Below are 18,309 nucleotides of genomic sequence, written 5' to 3' on the forward strand. Positions count from 1 at the left end.
GGGGTTTTGTTTTTGTAATTTACTCTTTATTTAATGAAATAAGAGCCTAATTTTAGTTTTAATAAAACTGCTATCTTCATATACGATTTTTTATAAGTTTGTTAAACTAACAAAAATTTATGTTTTTCTAATTTAATGAATTATCAAGATCGGATTTCTAATATTTTCTCTGTTAATGGCGAATTAAGTCAGAGTATCAAAGGTTTTAGACCTCGAACTGAGCAGATTGAAATGGCGCATTCTGTTGGCGAGTCAATTCAAAATAAATCTTCCCTTGTTATTGAAGCTGGAACGGGTACAGGAAAGACCTTTGCATATCTGGCTCCTGCTCTAGTATTTGGTAAAAAAACAATTATTTCTACAGGATCTAAAAATCTTCAAGATCAGCTTTTTAATCGAGATCTTCCTGCTATTAAAAAAGCCCTTAATTTCACGGGAAAAATTGCTTTGCTAAAAGGTCGGGCAAACTATCTTTGTTTAGAGCGTTTAGATCAAGTGATTGCTCAAGGTGTGCTTGGAGATAAGTCTGTTTTAGTTGAACTAAGCAAAGTACGTAAATGGAATAATAGTACTAAGACAGGTGATTTTACAGAATGTATTGAGCTTGCAGAAGATAGCCCAATTATTCCACAACTGACGAGTACAGCAGAAAGCTGTTTAGGTACTGATTGCCCTAATTATTCAGAATGTTATGTAGCAAGTGCGCGTAAAAAAGCATTAAATGCTGATTTGGTTGTAGTTAATCATCACTTATTTTTTGCAGATATGGCTGTGAAAGAAAGTGGTTTTGGCGAACTCATTCCGAATGCAGAGGTGATTATTTTTGATGAAGCTCATCAGTTACCAGATATTGCGAGTCAATATTTTGGTCAATCTTTAACATCACGCCAGCTTTTTGATTTGTGTAAGGATATTAATATTGTCTATCGCACAGAACTCAAGGATATGCAGCAGCTTGGCACAACATCGGATACTTTACTGAAAGTTGTACAAGATTTTCGTTTATTATTGGGTAATGGGAGTAATGTCCGAGGAAATTGGCGTGAACTTTACACGCAAAGTGCGGTGAAAAAATCCTTTGAATTATTACAGGAGAAAATAGATTTTTTAGCTGAGGTAATTAAATTAGGGCTTGGTCGTTCCCAAACTTTAGATAGTATTTTTGAGCGTGTTGAATCCATTAAAATTCAGCTTAAGCGTTTATCTGAAACAAATATTGTGGGTTATTGTTATTGGTATGAAGGAAATGGTCGCCAGTTTGGTTTACATATTACGCCATTGACAGTAGCAGATAAATTTGGTGCTCAGCTCGAATCTAAAGAAGCAGCTTGGATATTCACATCCGCGACATTAGAAGTGGGGGGAACTTTTAATCATTTCTGTCAACGTTTAGGCATTCAAGATGCTACACAAAAAATTTTACCAAGTCCCTTTAATTATTCTGAACAATCTTTGCTTTGTGTGCCTCGATATTTGCCGAATACGAATCAGACGAATACATTAATCTCACTAGGAGAAATGTTATTGCCTGTGATCGAAGCAAATAAGGGGCGTTGCTTTGTTCTTTGTACCTCTTATTCAATGATGCGCGGTTTAGCAGAATACTTCCGTGAAAAAAGTAACCTTTCTATTCTATTACAAGGCGAAACCTCAAAAGGAAAATTACTCGAGCAATTTATAAAAGAAACGCATAGTGTTTTGGTGGCAACCTCTAGCTTTTGGGAAGGTATAGATGTGCGAGGCGATGCACTTTCTTTAGTCATTATCGATAAGCTTCCTTTTACTGCACCAGATGAGCCTTTGTTGAAAGCCCGTATTGAGGATTGCCGTTTACAAGGTGGCGATCCATTCAATGACATTCAAATTCCTGAAGCGGTGATTACGTTGAAACAAGGCGTAGGACGTTTAATTCGTGATGTTACAGATCGTGGTGTTGTGATTATTTGTGATAATCGATTAGTAATGCGCAATTATGGTGAAACATTTTTGAAAAGTTTACCTAACTCAAGTCGTACCCGTGATCTCAACAAAGTGATACAATTCTTACAAAATAAATAAACGAGAATAATAATGCAAAATTTAACTTTATTGGCGCTAGATACTTCAACTGAAGCTTGTTCTGTCGCTTTATTGTATCGTGGTGAGAAAACACATATTAATGAACTTGCTCAACGCACTCACACCAAACGAATTTTACCCATGATTGATGAAATTTTGGCAAATTCTGGTTTACGTTTAAACGAAGTTGATGCCCTTGCTTTTGGGCGTGGGCCTGGTAGTTTTACTGGCGTTCGTGTTGGTGCGGGGATTGCACAAGGTTTAGCGTTTGGTGCGGATTTGCCTGTCATTCCTATTTCAAATCTAACCGCAATGGCACAGGCGGCATTTGAATTACATCAAGCAGAAAATGTCGTTGCAGCGATTGATGCGAGAATGAACGAAGTTTATTTTTCTCAATTAGTGAGAGAAAAAGTGCGGTCTGATGTCGGAGAATTTTTTCAATGGCGAGAAATCATAACTGAACAAGTTTGTTCCCCAGAACAAGCAATTAAACAGCTTCGAGATGATAATGCATTTAGAGTCGGGACTGGTTGGGCAGCGTATTCTCAATTTACTGAAAAAAATCTAACAAGCTCAGATATAGCGTTGCCTAATGCATTATATATGCTAGAGCTCGCAAGAGTAGAATACTTGCAAAAACGTACAATTTCAGCTTTAGAGATTGAACCGATTTATTTGCGAAACGAGGTTACTTGGAAAAAATTACCAGGACGTGAATAAGTTTAAATAACAGGAGGATAGAAAATGAAAGGAAAAATCACCTTATTTTTTACCGCACTTTGCTTGGGATTGACAGGCTGTATGGCACCGCCGAAAGGGTTAGAAGAAGAGCGATTCTCTATTAATTCCTATCGAGATATTTCACCTCAAGATTTAACCTGTCATTGTAAAACTGTTCGACTTGGAGGGAAAATTGTTCAGGCGACTGTTTTACCAAATCGAACAAAAATTGAAGTGTTAAGTTTACCTGTATCATCAATTTCAGGTAAACCATTTGTTGAATTTCAATCAGATGGCCGCTTTATCGTGTATTTCAACGGCTTTGTGGACCCTGAAAATTTAAAAGAGCGTTATATTACTGTAGGTGGGCAATTAGTTGGAACAGAAAAAGGTAAGATAGAACAAGCTGATTATACTTATCCAGTTATTCAACCTGATAAATACCGTATTTGGACACTCAGTACTACTTATGATTATCCAACAGATGATTGGGATGAAGATGATGATTGGGGAGTTTTTAGATGGAGACATCGCCTTTGGTATGTTCAGCCTGAAATTCGCTATTATTTGAATTAAATGATAAAATCTTAAAGATTTTCCAACAAATTAGGATAAAAAATGGAAAAAATTTGGTTTCAAAATTATCCAGAAGGTTCTGAAAAATTTCTGGATACTTCAAAATATGAATCTATTTTGGATATGTTCGACAAAGCTGTGCGCGAACATCCAGATCGCCCCGCTTACATTAATATGGGGCAAGTACTTACTTTTCGTAAATTAGAAGAGCGCAGTAGAGCATTTGCCGCGTATTTGCAAAATGAATTTAAACTTCAGCGTGGTGATCGCGTGGCATTAATGATGCCAAATTTATTGCAATATCCTATCGCACTTTTTGGTATTTTACGGGCTGGCTTAATTGCAGTAAATGTCAATCCTCTTTACACACCGAGAGAATTAGAGCACCAGTTGCAAGATAGTGGTGCGGTAGCGATTGTCGTAGTATCAAATTTTGCTTCTACCTTGGAAAAAGTCGTTTTCAATACCAATGTCAAACACGTTATTCTTACCCGAATGGGTGATCAACTTTCATTTGGTAAACGTACTTTAGTCAATTTTGTCGTGAAATATGTGAAAAAACTCGTGCCAAAATATAAATTACCGCACGCAGTGACGTTCCGAGAAGTATTGAGTATTGGTAAATATCGACAATACGTTCGTCCTGAGATGGAACGCGAAGATTTAGCCTTTTTACAATATACTGGCGGCACAACAGGTGTAGCGAAAGGTGCAATGCTGACGCACGGAAATATTATAACCAATGTATTCCAAGCAAAATGGATTGCAGAGCCATTTATCGGCGATCATTCTCGCACTCGTTCAGCTATTTTAGCCTTGCCTCTTTATCACGTATTTGCCTTAACGGTAAACTGCTTATTATTTTTAGAGTTAGGTGTAACGGCGATCTTAATCACCAATCCGAGAGATATTGAGGGATTTGTGAAAGAGTTGAAAAAATATCGTTTTGAAGCGATCACTGGTGTAAACACCTTATTTAATGCGTTGTTAAATAATGAAAATTTCAAAGAAGTTGATTTTTCAGCTTTAAAACTTTCTGTAGGTGGCGGTATGGCTATTCAACAGTCTGTAGCAACACGTTGGCATGAATTGACGGGCTGTAACATCATTGAAGGTTATGGAATGACGGAATGTTCGCCATTAATCGCTGCTTGTCCGATTAATGTTGTGAAACATAATGGCACTATTGGTGTGCCGGTGCCAAATACTGATATAAAAATCATTAAAGATGATGGTTCAGATGCAAAAATTGGCGAACCTGGTGAATTATGGGTGAAAGGTGAACAAGTAATGCGAGGTTATTGGCAACGACCAGAAGCAACTAGCGAAGTTTTAAAAGATGGTTGGATGGCAACTGGCGATATTGTCATTATGGATGAATCATATAGCTTACGCATTGTAGATCGTAAAAAAGATATGATTTTGGTTTCTGGCTTTAATGTCTATCCAAATGAAATTGAAGATGTCGTTATGCTGAATTACAAAGTGGCTGAGGCTGTGGCAATTGGTGTTCCTCATGAAGTTTCTGGTGAAACGATTAAAGTATTTGTAGTGAAAAAAGATGATACTTTAACCCGAGATGAACTTCGAAACCACTGTCGCCAATATCTCACAGGATACAAAGTGCCAAAAGAAATTGAGTTCCGAGACGAACTACCAAAAACCAATGTAGGTAAGATTTTACGTCGGGTTTTACGCGATGAAGAGATCGCAAAACGTTCAAAACATTAATGTCAAAATGGGATAGCAATATCCCATTTTTGTTCTTTTTAAATAAAAAATCACTATGATAAAAGAATGTCAAAATCTACCGCACTTTACAGTCATTACGGATAATACTGTGCTATTGGAAATTTGTAATTTGGCTCAGATGAAAAGTGCGGTTGCCCTAGATACAGAATTTATGCGTGTTTCCACTTATTTTCCTAAGTTGGGATTAATCCAACTTTATGATGGCGAACGCGTTTCTTTAATTGATCCTTTAGCGATTACGGATTTTTCGCCTTTTGTTGCACTATTAGCCAATCCTAAGGTATTAAAAATCTTACATTCTTGTAGTGAGGATTTATTGGTTTTCTTACAAGAATTTGATCAGCTTCCACGTCCAATAATTGATACACAAATTATGGCGCGATTTCTTGGGCTTGGCACATCAGCAGGCTTGGCAAAATTAGCACAACAATACTTAAATATAGAAATCGATAAAGGCGCAACTCGTACCAATTGGATTAAACGTCCTCTTTCTGATATTCAACTTCAGTATGCCGCAGGTGATGTTTGGTATTTGTTGCCACTTTATCATATTCTTGAAAAAGAGTTAGCGAAAACACCCTGGGAACAAGCCGTAATCGATGATTGTGAATTGGCTCTTGCTAAAACGCATAAATTACAAGTACGAGATTCAGAAAAAGCTTATTTAGACATTCCAAATGCTTGGAAATTAAATCCATTAGAATTGTCTCGTTTAAGAATTTTGGCGCAGTGGCGACAAAACGTCGGAATAGAACGTGATTTAGCACTTTCTTATATTGTGAAATCAGATAATCTTTGGAAAGTGGCAAAGAATAATCCACGTAATACATCTGAAATGTTGGAAATGGGATTAAGTGAAAATGAAGTGCGTGTACGTGGTAAGAAGATTTTGCAATTACTTGCTCAAGCAAGACGTGTTTCTTCTAATGACTATCCAAAACCTATTGAACGTATTTCTGAAGATCCTCGTTATAAAAAAACAATTCGATTGTTGCAAGAAAAAGTGAATAGCTTAACACCAGAAGGTTTAACCCCTGAAATTGTTGCAAGTAAACGCACTTTGGAAGAATTGATTAAATGGGTTTGGAAATATGATTGTTCTCAAGATAAACTACCAGAGTTGCTGATTGGATGGCGCAAACCTATTGGTGAAAAGTTAGTTGATCTCATTAAGTCAACATAACAAATAACCGCACTTTAAAAGTGCGGTTATTTTTTGTGTATTTTTATACATTAAATCGGAAGTGCATTACATCGCCATCTTGTACGATGTAATCTTTGCCTTCTAAACGCCATTTACCTGCTTCTTTTGCACCGTTTTCACCGTTGAATTGGATAAAGTCTTCATAAGCGATAACTTCTGCTCGGATAAAGCCTTTTTCAAAGTCGGTGTGGATTACTGCTGCTGCTTTTGGTGCGGTTGCGCCGACTGAAACTGTCCAAGCTCGTACTTCTTTTACGCCAGCAGTGAAATAAGTTTGAAGATTTAAAAGTGCGTAACCCGCACGAATTACTCGGTTCAATCCTGGTTCTTCAATGCCTAAATCTTGTAAAAATTCGACTTTTTCTTCATCATCAAGTTCCGCAATTTCAGATTCAATTGCCGCACATACAGGAACAACTACCGCCCCTTCTTTTGCTGCAATTTCACGAACGCGATCTAAATATGGGTTATTTTCAAAGCCATCTTCATTCACGTTGGCGATATACATTGTTGGTTTTAAAGTTAAGAAGTTGTAACTCTTGATTGCTTGCAATTCTTCTTTATCTAACCCTACAGAACGAATCATCCCCGCATTTTCAAGTACAGGAAGAATTTTTTCCATAACGGAAAGTTCAAATTTAGCCTCTTTGTCGTCACCTTTGGCACGTTTTTGCAAACGTTGGATCGCGCGTTCGCAGCTGTCTAAGTCTGCTAAGGCTAATTCGGTATTGATGGTATCAATGTCATCTTGTGGGTCAATTTTCCCAGCAACGTGCACGATATCGTCATTTTCAAAGCAACGAACGACGTGACCGATCGCATCGGTTTCACGAATATTAGCGAGGAATTTGTTACCTAAGCCTTCACCTTTACTTGCTCCCGCAACTAAGCCTGCGATGTCCACGAATTCCATCGTGGTCGGTAATACGCGTTCAGGCTTAACGATTTCTGCCAATGCATCTAAACGCGGATCTGGCATTGGTACGACACCAGTATTTGGCTCGATAGTACAGAATGGATAGTTTGCGGCTTCAATACCAGCTTTAGTGAGCGCGTTAAAAAGAGTAGATTTGCCGACATTTGGCAATCCCACAATACCACATTTGAATCCCATAATTTTTCCCTTATTTTGAGTAAAACGGTTGTAAAACTAACCGCACTTTTAAATTTTAAAACTGTTTAAACGGTTGGTCGCTTTGACCATTCCATCTTTGAAAACCATTTCTACACAATCAGTCGCTTCATCTAGCACTTTTTCAAGTGCATCGCGATCTGCCAGTGAGGGTTTATTTAAGACATAACCTGCTACTAAATCACGATGGCCCGGATGACCAATGCCAATACGTAAACGATAGAAATTATTGTTATTGCCTAGTTGAGCCACAATATCTTTTAATCCATTATGTCCACCGTGCCCGCCGCCTTGTTTGAGTTTCGCAGTGCCTGGTGGTAAATCTAATTCATCATGAATCACTAAAATTTCTTCAGGTTTAATACGGTAAAAACTTGCCAATGCCCCAACCGCTTTACCGCTTAAATTCATAAAAGTTGTCGGTACTAAAAGGCGTACTTCTTTTCCATTCACTAAAGTGCGGGCAGTTTTTCCGAAGAATTTACTTTCTGGATTTAGTGAAACGTTAAAATGGCGCGCCAAGCGTTCAATAAGCCATTCGCCCGCATTGTGGCGTGTATCGGTATATTTATCGCCAGGATTGCCTAAACCAACAATGAGTTTTATTTCTGACATTTTTATTTGATGATGTAAAAAATGGTGCGTATTGTAGCGAAAAAGCCTTAAAGTCTCAATCTACATCAGTTATTCTAATAAAGCATTTACTTTTCTTTTTGCTCTAGAATAGTTCGAGCTTTATTTAAAATCACGATCTATTGATGACTCTATTAATTATAATGAACTAGCTAATTTAACGGAAAATTTTGTTTCAGGTGATATAAAATTTCTCTGTGATGAAGCTTCAAGAAAGGCTCTAAAAAATAATAGTAAAATATCTCAGTCTATTTTAATTGAAACGACTTCTAATACATCACCTTCATTAGCCTTAGATGAACTAAAAGAATATCAGAAAGTAAAAGAGAAGTTTTGAAATAAAAATTCTAAGAACAAACCTATAAAGAATACTATAGGTTTCTTTTAATACATTAGTGTGTAAAGAATAATGTTTACACGCCTACTTAAACTAATCTACTAATAATAAATTTTTAAGTAATATCCCAACTCTAATTCTGTAGTAATCATCACTTAATTGGTTTTTAGCTGTTTCACCGAAAAGAATTGTCCAAACCGAGTTCACGTTCTACATCCTCAAGTGAATACATTTTTTCCTTTCCGGATCGAACACGTTCAATAACGGCATTTGCCATATCTTCCAAATCCTCCATATAAGCTTCAAGTGCTGCTTTACATAATAGGATTTTGCTCAGCCGATTTGTAATGAAGATGATCAAGACGATGATGAAGTTCGTTAGATTATCTTATTGTAAGCGTCATAATATATCCTTAAAATATTTAAAATGTACTTAATGTAATACAAGTATTATAACGCTAAAACTAATACACCCGATAAAATCAAAATACTGCCTGCGACTAATTTCAAGCTCAACGGCTCGTCTAAGATAACCACGCCTAAAATAATCGCAATGACCACGCTTAATTTATCAATTGGGGCGACCCAAGATGCTGGGGCAAGTTGGATGGCTCGATAGTAACAAAGCCAAGAAAGCCCAGTGGCGATGCCTGATAAAACTAAAAAAGCGAAAGGTTTGGCGGCGATATGTTGTGGTAGTTGCCATTCGTTGCGGGCGGAAATAATACCGGCGGTGATCAGTAAAATTACGATGGTGCGAATAAAAGTAGCGAGATTGCTATTCATCCCGTCCACACCAAGTTTGCCTAAAATCGCCGTTAAGCCTGCAAAAAATGCCGAGCCAACGGCAAAGAATACCCAATTCATTTTGTTTCCTTATTTATCGTTAAAACTGACCGCACTTTTTCGCTATATCCGTTATAATAGCCCAAAATTTTTTGATGAAGAAATAAAGATGAGCCAGATTAACATTGAAATCGCTTATGCTTTTCCGGAACGTTATTATTTGAAATCTTTTCAAGTTGATGAGGGAATCACCGTGCAAACTGCGATTATGCAATCAGGGATTTTAAGCCAATTTCCAGAGATTGATTTGAGCACAAATAAAATTGGGATTTTCAGTCGTCCAATAAAATTGACTGATGTATTAAAAGAGGGCGATCGTATTGAAATTTATCGTCCATTACTTGCTGATCCGAAAGAAATTCGCCGTAAACGTGCAGCAGAGCAAGCTGCAGCCAAAGACAAAGAAAAAGGAGCTTAAAAATGACCGCACTTTCATCTGTTGATTTTTGTTTACCTGAACATATCACACCAGAAATTTTTCTACGTGATTATTGGCAGAAAAAGCCACTTGTGATTCGTAACGGTTTACCTGAAATCGTTGGGCAGTTTGAGCCACAAGATATTATTGAGCTCGCGCAAAATGAAGATGTTACCGCTCGTTTAGTGAAGACATTTTCTGATGATGATTGGAAAGTTTTTTTTAGCCCTTTGAGCGACAAGGATTTTCAAAAACTGCCAGAAAAATGGTCGGTGTTAGTTCAAAATTTAGAGCAATGGTCGCCTGAATTAGGACAGCTTTGGAACAAATTTGGCTTTATTCCTCAGTGGCAACGTGACGACATTATGGTGTCTTACGCGCCGAAAGGTGGCTCTGTTGGTAAGCATTATGATGAGTATGATGTATTCTTGGTGCAAGGATATGGCCATCGTCGTTGGCAATTAGGTAAATGGTGTGATCCAAGTACCGAATTTAAACCTAATCAACCAATCCGAATTTTTGATGATATGGGCGAATTGGTGATTGATGAAGTAATGAATCCGGGCGATATTCTCTATATTCCAGCTCGTATGGCGCATTATGGTGTGGCTGAAGATGATTGTTTAACCTTTTCTTTTGGCTTGCGTTATCCAAATTTAAGCAATTTGATTGATGGGATAAGTAAAGGTTTTTGTCATCAAGATCCTGATTTAAATTTAAGTGAATTTGATTTACCGCTACGTTTAAGCCAATCAGAACAACGTACAGGTAAACTTGCGGATGAAAATATTCAAGCAATGAAGCAGCTTTTATTAGATAAATTGGCTCATTCAGAAGCTTTTGATGCATTGTTTAAGCAAGCCGTAGCAAGTGCGGTGAGTTCTCGTCGTTACGAGTTATTAGTCTCTGATGAAATGTGCGCTCCTGATGAAGTTCGATCAATTTTAGAAGATGAGGGGGCATTCCTTTCTCAAGACAACAATTGTAAATTGCTTTACACCGAAAATCCGCTGCGAATTTATGCTAATGGCGAGTGGTTAGATGAGCTTAATGTGATTGAGACCGAAGTGTTGAAACGCTTATCTGATGGTGAAAGTTTGGATTGGGCATTTCTATCTAATTTAGTGAATGAAACCGAAGATCCTGAAACCTCAATGGATTTACTGTTGGATTCCATTTGTAACTGGGTTGATGATGGTTGGGCGTTAATTGAATAATATGTCAGACAATATTTATTCCGTCTCTCAACTGAATTCTGCTGCGCGCCAGATGCTCGAAGGGAATTTTTCTCAAATTTGGTTAACAGGTGAAATTTCCAATTTTACGCAACCCGTGTCTGGGCATTGGTATTTAACGCTGAAAGATGAAAATGCACAGGTGCGTTGTGCGATGTTTCGCATGAAAAATTTGCGTGTAGCTTTTCGTCCGCAAAATGGGATGCAAGTGCTTGTGCGTGCCAATGTGAGTTTATATGAGCCTCGTGGTGATTATCAGCTTATTATTGATTCCATGCATCCAGCTGGTGAAGGTTTATTACAACAGCAATTTGAAGCATTAAAAATGAAGTTGGCTGCGGAAGGATTGTTTGCTCAAAATCTTAAGAAAAATCTACCGCACTTTAGTAAAGCGGTTGGGATTATTACGTCTTCTACAGGTGCAGCATTGCAAGATATTTTGCATATTTTGGCACGTCGTGATCCAAGCTTAAAAGTCGTCATTTATCCCACTGCGGTTCAAGGCAAAGAGGCGACCGCAGAAATTGTGCAAATGATTGAACTTGCCAATGCACGACAAGAGGTGGATGTATTAATTGTGGGGCGTGGTGGTGGTTCATTAGAAGATCTTTGGTGTTTTAATGAAGAAGAAGTGGCTCGTGCGATTTTTCGTTCAACCTTACCCATTATCAGTGCGGTGGGGCATGAAACAGATGTGACGATTACTGATTTTGTTGCTGATCTTCGTGCTCCGACCCCTTCCGCTGCGGCTGAGTTAGTTAGTCGTAATCAAGATGAATTATTGCAACAACTTCGCCATCAACAGCAACGTTTAGATATGGCATTTGATCGTTTATTTACGCGGAAAAGCCAGCGTTTGAAACAGCTAATCTTACGATTGCAAAATCAGCATCCGCAGAATCAGTTACGCGCTCAACAAGCGAAAAATGAACAGCTTACGCATCGTTTGCAACTTGCTATGTTGCGTCAGTTTGAAAATACACAACAAAAATTCACCGCACTTTCTTCTCGTTTGAAACAAAATCCATTGCCATATCGAGTGCAACGTAACCAACAATGCTTAGAGCAGTTGCAAGTGCGGTTAAATTTTTGTGTAAATCGCCAAGTGACGGAACGTCAAAATAAATTGGCAACGTTATGTGGAAAATTGGATGGCTTAAGCCCGTTGAAGGTATTGGCAAGAGGTTATTCCATTGCAGAGAACCAGCAAGGTAAAGCCATTGTTAGCGTGAAAGATGTAAAGCAAAGGGAATTAATTACAACTCAAGTAGCTGATGGAAAAATTGTGAGTAAAGTTTTGTAGGATGCCTATTTCATAAAATGGAGTGAAATACTGTTTCACTTACTTCTAAAAAAGAATGCTGTGGTTGTTGAATAAATAATCATGGCATTTTATTTTTTTGTGACTCACTTCAAACTTTCAACAAAAAGTGGAAACCTTCTATTTTTTTTGTAGTCTTTTAAGCGTATGATTTCGCGCGCAGTTTTGGAGAAAAAGATGTCAGAAATTCAACACTTTAGCCAACAAGATATAGAAATATTGGGTGAACAAACTTTGTATGAAGGTTTTTTCACACTCAAACGAATTCAATTTAAACATAAGCTTTTTGCCGGTGGCGAAAGCGGTGTGGTAACGCGTGAATTACTTATTAAAGGTGCGGCCTCTGCTGTCATCGCTTATGATCCAAAAGAAGATTCGGTGATTTTAGTTGAACAAGTTCGTATTGGCGCGGCTTATCATCCTGAAGCTCATCGTTCGCCTTGGTTACTCGAACTAATTGCGGGGATGGTGGAAAAAGGTGAAAAGCCAGAAGAGGTTGCTTTGCGTGAGAGTGAAGAAGAAGCTGGGATTCAAGTAAAAAATTTAACTCATTGCTTAAGTGTGTGGGATAGCCCAGGTGGAACAGTGGAGCGAATTCATTTATTTGCCGGTGAGGTTGATAGTTCACAAGCAAAAGGTATTCACGGTTTGGCTGAAGAAAATGAAGACATTCGAGTACACGTAGTAAAACGTGAACAGGCGTATCAATGGATGTGCGAGGGGAAAATTGATAATGGCATTGCAGTGATCGGGCTGCAGTGGCTTCAATTAAATTATGCTCGGTTACAACAGAGTTGGAAGTGTAGTTAGAGGGCATTAATGAAAAATACGTTTGTTTATCAGGCGGAAAAGCCTGTTATTAAGTTATTACAAATTACGGATCCCCATTTATTTAAAGATGAAAGTGCGGAATTATTGGGGGTAAATACACAAGCAAGTTTTGCTCAAGTATTAAAGGAAATTCAGCAAGAAAATAACGAATTTGATGTGATTCTTGCTACAGGCGATCTTGTGCAGGATAGTAGTGATGAAGGTTACACTCGTTTTGTAGAAATGATGAAACCTTTCAATAAACCTGTGTTTTGGATTCCTGGAAATCACGATTTTCAGCCTAAAATGGCGGAATTCTTAAATCAGTCGCCAATGGATGGGGCAAAACATCTTCTACTAGGCGAGCATTGGCAAGTCTTATTGTTGGATAGCCAAGTTTATGGTGTGCCGCATGGGCAGCTAAGCCAGCATCAACTCGATTTATTAAAAGAAACCTTAGAAAAAAATCCTGAACGTTATACGTTGGTTGTATTGCATCACCATTTATTACCAACTAATTCCGCATGGCTTGATCAACATAACCTTCGTAATTCTCACGAATTGGCAGAAGTGCTTGCGCCTTTTACCAATGTGAAGGCTATTTTGTATGGGCATATTCATCAAGAAGTAAATAGTGAATGGAATGGTTATCAAGTGATGGCAACGCCAGCAACTTGTATTCAATTTAAACCTGATTGCCAGTATTTTTCCCTTGATACGTTACAGCCTGGTTGGCGTGAAATTGAGCTACATTCAGATGGTTCAATTCGTACCGAAGTAAAGCGCATTCAGCAAGCGGAATTTTTGCCGAATATGCAAGAAGAAGGGTATTAATGAAACTAAAGTGCGGTGAACATTCACCACATTTTTTTCCAGTTAGAAATGGTACGCATCAGTAAATGTGTACCATTTTTTTATGATTTTATTACGCAATCACAACTTGTTCTGCATCGTCTTCAGCATGTTCAATATGCCCGATTAACCATGCATTCTCACCCGCTTGTTTTAAGATCGCTAATGCAGTGTCCACTTGCTCCTGAGGAAGTGCAATTACCATGCCTACACCACAATTGAAGGTTCGGTACATTTCATATGTATCGATATTGCCTTTTTCTTGTAACCAATTAAACACGGAAGGCCATTTCCAGCTTTTTTCATCAATTATTGCTTTGGTGTTTTTAGGCAATACGCGTGGAATGTTTTCCCAGAAACCGCCGCCTGTTAAATGCGCAATCGCATGCACATCGGCTTGTTTAATAAGAGCTAACACGGATTTAACATAGATTTTTGTTGGTGCAAGTACATGTTCGCTTAATGGTTTATTATCAAGTAGTTCTGTTGCAGGATTAACGCCCGCGACATCAATCACTTTACGAACTAAAGAATAACCGTTTGAATGTGGTCCACTGGAACCCAATGCAATTAACGCATCGCCATTTTTTACACGGCTACCATCAATAATTTCAGATTTCTCTACAACGCCTACACAGAATCCGGCTAAATCATAATCGCCAACATGATACATGCCTGGCATTTCTGCTGTTTCGCCACCCACTAATGCACAACCCGATTGCACACAACCATCAGCAATCCCTTTTACAACGTCAGCAGCTACATCAACATCTAGTTTTCCTGTTGCATAATAATCTAAGAAAAACAGTGGTTCAGCACCTTGAACGACTAAATCATTGACACACATAGCGACTAAATCAATGCCAATAGTGTCGTGTTTTTTTAAATCAATGGCTAAGCGTAATTTCGTGCCGACGCCATCGGTGCCAGATACTAAAACAGGCTCTTTATATTTGCTTGGTATTGCACATAAGGCGCCAAATCCACCTAATCCTCCGATCACTTCCGCACGAGTGGTACGTTTCACTTCAGGTTTAATTCGTTCAACCAATGCATTGCCAGCATTAATGTCAACTCCAGCATCTTTATAGCTTAATGATTGTTTGCTCACAGTGTTTTCCTATGTCGATAAGTATTGAAAAATAAATCGCCCTTCATTTTAACAGTTTAAGCAAACGTTTGCGATTTAAATTTTGAGATAAAAAAAGACCGCACTTTAGAAAAAAGTGCGGTCGAGTTTCAGATTGTTTTTAACGATTTGCGAGTTCAAAGATCATCGCTTCTGCTTGGCAACTAAAAGTGAAAGAGGCATTTAGTTGAACACCATTTTCAACTGATACGATTTCGCTTTTAATTTCGCAAGGATCACTTTCTGTATCGCGTGCTTTCTTTATTAATCGTTCAAGCGCTGTATTGGCATCTGCTTCAGTGCTATAAAATTGATGTACTTCTACGCTACAGTCAGAGCCATCAATAATCGTGCCTACATCAACACAGCTACAAGTTAAGGATTCTTCTGCTTTACATTTTACGGTCATTTTCTTTTCCTTATATGAATATTTTTGCGCATTTTATCATTTTTCTGTTTGTCCATAAATGACAAAAATTGAACAAAATAGCCCATTAAATGTAAAAAGTTCTCGCTAACTGGTCGGAACTCTAATAAAAACAAGGAAATGAATTTGCACTCAATAGATTCGGGTTTTAGAATCGCCCAGATTTTTATTTATAACAAAGGTTTTCAAATGAAAAAATTTAATCAATCTGTATTAGCAACTGCGATGTTATTAGCAGCTAGTGGGGCAAATGCTGCAGCGTTCCAATTGGCGGAAGTATCGACTTCAGGTCTTGGTATGGCTTATGCGGGTAATGCAGCAGTAGCAGATAATGCATCTGTAGTGGCTACCAACCCTGCGTTAATGACTGAGTTTAAAAAAACAGAGTTTTCTGTTGGTGGTATTTTAGTTGATGCAGATGTTGATGTTGCTGGATCTATTGGTGGCGTACCTGCTAATCATAAAAATGTGATTCCAAATGCAATCGTTCCAAACATGTATGCTGTTGTTCCTGTCACAGAGCGTTTCGTATTAGGTGGCGGATTAAACGTAAATTATGGCTTGAAATCTGAGTATGGCAATCAATATGCTGCTGGTGTTTATGGCGGTAGAACAGAATTGACAGCATTAAACTTTAATTTAAGTGGGGCATATGATCTTGGTTATGGATTTAGTGCGGGTTTCGGTTTAAATACGATTCACTCAGATGCAGTGGTTGAACGTCATCTAGGCATTGGTGGTAAAGCGATTGCTCGTCAGTTACAGGCTAAAGCGACTCAAGCAGCTAATGCAGGACAGGCGGCTCAGGCTGCTCACTTAAATGCTGTTGCGGGTCAATTAGCAAATATGCCATCAAATACATCTGTGTCAAAAATTAAAGGTGATAAATGGAGCCTTGGTTGGAATGCAGGGTTAACTTATAAATTAAATGAAAACCATCGCTGGGGCTTAGCATATCATTCTGCTGTAAATGTTAAGTTTAAAGGTGAATATTCAAATCAATTCCCTGTTGCTTATAATGCATTACTAATGCGTTTAGCTGCTTCAGGTGTTTCTTTACCGATTAGTCAAGCGACTGGCGGGGAAAATGTGCCAGGAAGTTTAACTTTAAATTTACCAGCTTATTGGGAATTCTCTGGTTTCCATAAAATCACGGATAAATTAGCTGTTCAATATAGTTATAAATATACTGAATGGAAACGCTTAAAAAGCTTAACAGCATATGGTAATAGTGGTAATACCTTATTCCATAAGGATGAGAAATTTAGTAATGCATCACGCTATGCTCTAGGTTTTTCTTATAATGCAAATGACGCATTGACATTGAGAGCAGGCGTTGCATACGATAAGAGTGCAAGCGTAAATCATCCATCTATTTCAATTCCAGATACAGATCGTATGTGGTATAGTTTAGGTGCAACTTATCGCTTTACACCAAACTTATCGGCTGATTTCGGATATTCACATTTACGTGGTAAGAAAAATAGCTTTAAAGAAGGCTTATCTGGTCAATTTAAAGTGACTTCTAAAGCGAATCTTTACGGTTTAAATATTAACTACCGTTTCTAATTTAGAAAAAATCAAGGATAATAAAGCACACTTCCACACGAAGTGTGCTTTTCTTTTATAAAACAAGGCGAAAAATGACCGCACTTTATTACACTTATTATCCTTCACCCGTCGGGCGACTTTTGATTTTATCTGATGGTGAAAGCATTACACATATTGATTTTGAAAAAGAGCAATATGCGCCCAATCCAAAATGGCTCAAGCAAGATGAATTGCCAGTTTTTCAAAAAGTGCGGTTGGCTTTTGAACGATATTTTAATGGGGAAGTTGAGCGTTTTTCTGACATTCCCTTAAAACCTGAAGGAACTGTGTTTCAACAAGCCATTTGGCAAGCCTTGCGCGAAATTGCTTATGGAGAACTTTCAAGTTATGGCGAGCTGGCGTTACGTATTAATAATCCTAAAGCTGTTCGTGCAGTGGGTGGAGCGGTAGGGAGTAATCCGATTAGCATTATTATTCCTTGTCACCGCATTTTAGGTAAAGATCGTACTTTAACTGGTTTTGGTGGTGGCTTAGAGGCAAAACGTTTTTTATTACAGTTAGAAAAAATTCCTTATATTGATAAAGGCACTGAAAACACGAAGCCTCGCTTTTTTAAGAAATATCACGAATGATTCCACAAACTCTTGAACAATTACTTTCCCAAGCGCAATCTATTGCAGGCTTAACTTTTGGGGAGTTAGCTGATGAACTGCATATTCCTATCCCTCCAGATTTAAAACGTGATAAAGGCTGGGTGGGGATGTTATTAGAGCGCGCTTTAGGCGCAACGGCAGGGAGTAAAGCTGAACAGGATTTTTCTCATTTAGGTGTTGAGCTTAAAACGTTACCGATTAATGCTGAGGGTTATCCTCTTGAAACCACTTTTGTGAGCCTTGCCCCATTGGTACAAAATTCAGGGGTTAAATGGGAAAATTCCCACGTTCGTCATAAACTTTCTTGTGTACTTTGGATGCCTATTGAAGGCAGCCGTCATATTCCATTACGTGAACGCCATATCGGCGCGCCAATTTTATGGAAGCCAACCGCTGAGCAAGAACGTCAATTAAAACAAGATTGGGAAGAATTGATGGATTTAATTGTACTTGGCAAATTGGATCAAATTACCGCTAGAATTGGCGAAGTTATGCAACTTCGCCCTAAGGGTGCAAATAGTCGATCTGTGACAAAAGGGATAGGAAAAAATGGCGAAATTATAGATACCTTGCCTTTAGGTTTTTATCTAAGAAAAGAATTCACCGCTCAAATTTTGAAAGCATTTTTAGATGTAAAGCCGCTTTAACTTGA

The 18,309-nt window shown here is 38.1% G+C and carries 19 protein-coding genes; 14 read left to right on the top strand and 5 right to left on the bottom strand.

All coding sequences use genetic code 11. The features are described from left to right. Positions 1-135 precede the first annotated feature (135 nt). From HMPREF9096_RS03455 to rnd, 5 genes are read left to right on the top strand one after another with little or no spacing between them, the layout of a single operon-like run. Positions 136-2,058 (top strand): ATP-dependent DNA helicase, encoded by a 1,923-nt coding sequence (locus tag HMPREF9096_RS03455; protein ID WP_009766675.1) that lies wholly within the window; start codon positions 136-138, stop codon positions 2,056-2,058. A 12-nt stretch (positions 2,059-2,070) separates the two neighbouring features. Then, complete coding sequence (gene tsaB, locus HMPREF9096_RS03450; RefSeq protein ID WP_009766676.1) at positions 2,071-2,781, top strand: tRNA (adenosine(37)-N6)-threonylcarbamoyltransferase complex dimerization subunit type 1 TsaB; 711 nt, start codon at positions 2,071-2,073, stop codon at positions 2,779-2,781. Positions 2,782-2,805: 24 nt separating this feature from the next. Beyond that, on the top strand, positions 2,806-3,357 hold the full coding sequence (locus HMPREF9096_RS03445) for a Slp family lipoprotein (RefSeq protein ID WP_009766677.1): 552 nt from the start codon (positions 2,806-2,808) through the stop codon (positions 3,355-3,357). A 42-nt stretch (positions 3,358-3,399) separates the two neighbouring features. Then, positions 3,400-5,088: a long-chain-fatty-acid--CoA ligase FadD gene (gene fadD / locus HMPREF9096_RS03440; RefSeq protein WP_009766678.1), complete on the top strand. Its 1,689-nt coding sequence runs from the start codon at positions 3,400-3,402 to the stop codon at positions 5,086-5,088. A 55-nt stretch (positions 5,089-5,143) separates the two neighbouring features. Continuing rightward, positions 5,144-6,292 carry a ribonuclease D gene (rnd, locus tag HMPREF9096_RS03435; protein ID WP_009766679.1) on the top strand — a complete coding sequence of 383 codons (1,149 nt, stop codon included), beginning with the start codon at positions 5,144-5,146 and terminating at the stop codon, positions 6,290-6,292. Positions 6,293-6,335: 43 nt separating this feature from the next. Here rnd and ychF read toward each other — a convergent pair whose 3' ends face one another. Together ychF and pth are read right to left on the bottom strand one after the other, a co-directional pair. Beyond that, a complete protein-coding gene (gene ychF, locus HMPREF9096_RS03430) occupies positions 6,336-7,427 on the bottom strand; it encodes a redox-regulated ATPase YchF (protein ID WP_009766680.1) in 1,092 nt (363 codons plus the stop codon). A 48-nt stretch (positions 7,428-7,475) separates the two neighbouring features. Next, entirely contained in the window at positions 7,476-8,060 is a 585-nt protein-coding gene (gene pth, locus HMPREF9096_RS03425; RefSeq protein ID WP_009766681.1) for an aminoacyl-tRNA hydrolase, read from the bottom strand. Positions 8,061-8,211: 151 nt separating this feature from the next. Here pth and HMPREF9096_RS09520 point away from each other — a divergent pair, with 151 nt between their 5' ends. Further along, positions 8,212-8,415 carry a hypothetical protein gene (locus HMPREF9096_RS09520; protein WP_367379034.1) on the top strand — a complete coding sequence of 68 codons (204 nt, stop codon included), beginning with the start codon at positions 8,212-8,214 and terminating at the stop codon, positions 8,413-8,415. A 450-nt stretch (positions 8,416-8,865) separates the two neighbouring features. On the opposite strand, the gene HMPREF9096_RS03420 is transcribed toward HMPREF9096_RS09520, so the two are convergent. Further along, the gene (locus tag HMPREF9096_RS03420) at positions 8,866-9,282 is read right to left on the bottom strand and encodes an EamA family transporter (RefSeq protein ID WP_009766683.1); all 417 of its coding nucleotides are present in this window, start codon (positions 9,280-9,282) and stop codon (positions 8,866-8,868) included. A gap of 88 nt (positions 9,283-9,370) precedes the next feature. Here HMPREF9096_RS03420 and HMPREF9096_RS03415 point away from each other — a divergent pair, with 88 nt between their 5' ends. From HMPREF9096_RS03415 to cpdA, 5 genes are all read left to right on the top strand, one after another. After that, entirely contained in the window at positions 9,371-9,679 is a 309-nt protein-coding gene (locus HMPREF9096_RS03415; protein ID WP_009766684.1) for an RnfH family protein, read from the top strand. Positions 9,680-9,681: 2 nt separating this feature from the next. Beyond that, positions 9,682-10,896, top strand: a complete 1,215-nt coding sequence (locus tag HMPREF9096_RS03410) for a cupin domain-containing protein (protein ID WP_009766685.1) — start codon at positions 9,682-9,684, stop codon at positions 10,894-10,896. Between the two features lies 1 nt (position 10,897). Continuing rightward, positions 10,898-12,217 (top strand): exodeoxyribonuclease VII large subunit, encoded by a 1,320-nt coding sequence (gene xseA / locus HMPREF9096_RS03405; protein WP_009766686.1) that lies wholly within the window; start codon positions 10,898-10,900, stop codon positions 12,215-12,217. Between the two features lie 195 nt (positions 12,218-12,412). After that, positions 12,413-13,045 carry an ADP-ribose diphosphatase gene (nudF, locus tag HMPREF9096_RS03400; protein ID WP_032803501.1) on the top strand — a complete coding sequence of 211 codons (633 nt, stop codon included), beginning with the start codon at positions 12,413-12,415 and terminating at the stop codon, positions 13,043-13,045. A 9-nt stretch (positions 13,046-13,054) separates the two neighbouring features. Continuing rightward, entirely contained in the window at positions 13,055-13,879 is an 825-nt protein-coding gene (gene cpdA, locus HMPREF9096_RS03395) for a 3',5'-cyclic-AMP phosphodiesterase (RefSeq protein ID WP_009766688.1), read from the top strand. Positions 13,880-13,970: 91 nt separating this feature from the next. On the opposite strand, the gene purM is transcribed toward cpdA, so the two are convergent. Further along, positions 13,971-15,008 carry a phosphoribosylformylglycinamidine cyclo-ligase gene (purM, locus tag HMPREF9096_RS03390; RefSeq protein WP_009766689.1) on the bottom strand — a complete coding sequence of 346 codons (1,038 nt, stop codon included), beginning with the start codon at positions 15,006-15,008 and terminating at the stop codon, positions 13,971-13,973. A 139-nt stretch (positions 15,009-15,147) separates the two neighbouring features. Then, the gene (locus HMPREF9096_RS03385; protein ID WP_009766690.1) at positions 15,148-15,435 is read right to left on the bottom strand and encodes a YfcZ/YiiS family protein; all 288 of its coding nucleotides are present in this window, start codon (positions 15,433-15,435) and stop codon (positions 15,148-15,150) included. Between the two features lie 207 nt (positions 15,436-15,642). Between HMPREF9096_RS03385 and HMPREF9096_RS03380 the strand changes: the two genes are divergently transcribed. From HMPREF9096_RS03380 to mutH, 3 genes are all read left to right on the top strand, one after another. Beyond that, positions 15,643-17,022, top strand: a complete 1,380-nt coding sequence (locus HMPREF9096_RS03380) for an outer membrane protein transport protein (protein ID WP_032803502.1) — start codon at positions 15,643-15,645, stop codon at positions 17,020-17,022. A gap of 74 nt (positions 17,023-17,096) precedes the next feature. Next, complete coding sequence (locus HMPREF9096_RS03375; RefSeq protein WP_009766692.1) at positions 17,097-17,636, top strand: methylated-DNA--[protein]-cysteine S-methyltransferase; 540 nt, start codon at positions 17,097-17,099, stop codon at positions 17,634-17,636. Then, positions 17,633-18,304, top strand: a complete 672-nt coding sequence (gene mutH, locus HMPREF9096_RS03370) for a DNA mismatch repair endonuclease MutH (protein ID WP_009766693.1) — start codon at positions 17,633-17,635, stop codon at positions 18,302-18,304. The genes HMPREF9096_RS03375 and mutH overlap by 4 nt, the downstream gene beginning before the upstream one ends. Positions 18,305-18,309: the final 5 nt, after the last annotated feature.

Source organism: Haemophilus sp. oral taxon 851 str. F0397 (genome assembly GCF_000242295.1).
Taxonomy (GTDB): domain Bacteria; phylum Pseudomonadota; class Gammaproteobacteria; order Enterobacterales; family Pasteurellaceae; genus Haemophilus.

Bases quoted from the DNA above. Each gene is read 5' to 3' on its own strand.
- HMPREF9096_RS03455 (WP_009766675.1), top strand. From the start codon at position 136: ATGAATTATCAAGATCGGATTTCTAATATTTTCTCTGTTAATGGCGAA.
- tsaB (WP_009766676.1), top strand. From the start codon at position 2,071: ATGCAAAATTTAACTTTATTGGCGCTAGATACTTCAACTGAAGCTTGT.
- HMPREF9096_RS03445 (WP_009766677.1), top strand. From the start codon at position 2,806: ATGAAAGGAAAAATCACCTTATTTTTTACCGCACTTTGCTTGGGATTG.
- fadD (WP_009766678.1), top strand. From the start codon at position 3,400: ATGGAAAAAATTTGGTTTCAAAATTATCCAGAAGGTTCTGAAAAATTT.
- rnd (WP_009766679.1), top strand. From the start codon at position 5,144: ATGATAAAAGAATGTCAAAATCTACCGCACTTTACAGTCATTACGGAT.
- ychF (WP_009766680.1), bottom strand. From the start codon at position 7,427: ATGGGATTCAAATGTGGTATTGTGGGATTGCCAAATGTCGGCAAATCT.
- pth (WP_009766681.1), bottom strand. From the start codon at position 8,060: ATGTCAGAAATAAAACTCATTGTTGGTTTAGGCAATCCTGGCGATAAA.
- HMPREF9096_RS03420 (WP_009766683.1), bottom strand. From the start codon at position 9,282: ATGAATTGGGTATTCTTTGCCGTTGGCTCGGCATTTTTTGCAGGCTTA.
- HMPREF9096_RS03415 (WP_009766684.1), top strand. From the start codon at position 9,371: ATGAGCCAGATTAACATTGAAATCGCTTATGCTTTTCCGGAACGTTAT.
- HMPREF9096_RS03410 (WP_009766685.1), top strand. From the start codon at position 9,682: ATGACCGCACTTTCATCTGTTGATTTTTGTTTACCTGAACATATCACA.
- xseA (WP_009766686.1), top strand. From the start codon at position 10,898: ATGTCAGACAATATTTATTCCGTCTCTCAACTGAATTCTGCTGCGCGC.
- nudF (WP_032803501.1), top strand. From the start codon at position 12,413: ATGTCAGAAATTCAACACTTTAGCCAACAAGATATAGAAATATTGGGT.
- cpdA (WP_009766688.1), top strand. From the start codon at position 13,055: ATGAAAAATACGTTTGTTTATCAGGCGGAAAAGCCTGTTATTAAGTTA.
- HMPREF9096_RS03385 (WP_009766690.1), bottom strand. From the start codon at position 15,435: ATGACCGTAAAATGTAAAGCAGAAGAATCCTTAACTTGTAGCTGTGTT.
- HMPREF9096_RS03380 (WP_032803502.1), top strand. From the start codon at position 15,643: ATGAAAAAATTTAATCAATCTGTATTAGCAACTGCGATGTTATTAGCA.
- HMPREF9096_RS03375 (WP_009766692.1), top strand. From the start codon at position 17,097: ATGACCGCACTTTATTACACTTATTATCCTTCACCCGTCGGGCGACTT.
- mutH (WP_009766693.1), top strand. From the start codon at position 17,633: ATGATTCCACAAACTCTTGAACAATTACTTTCCCAAGCGCAATCTATT.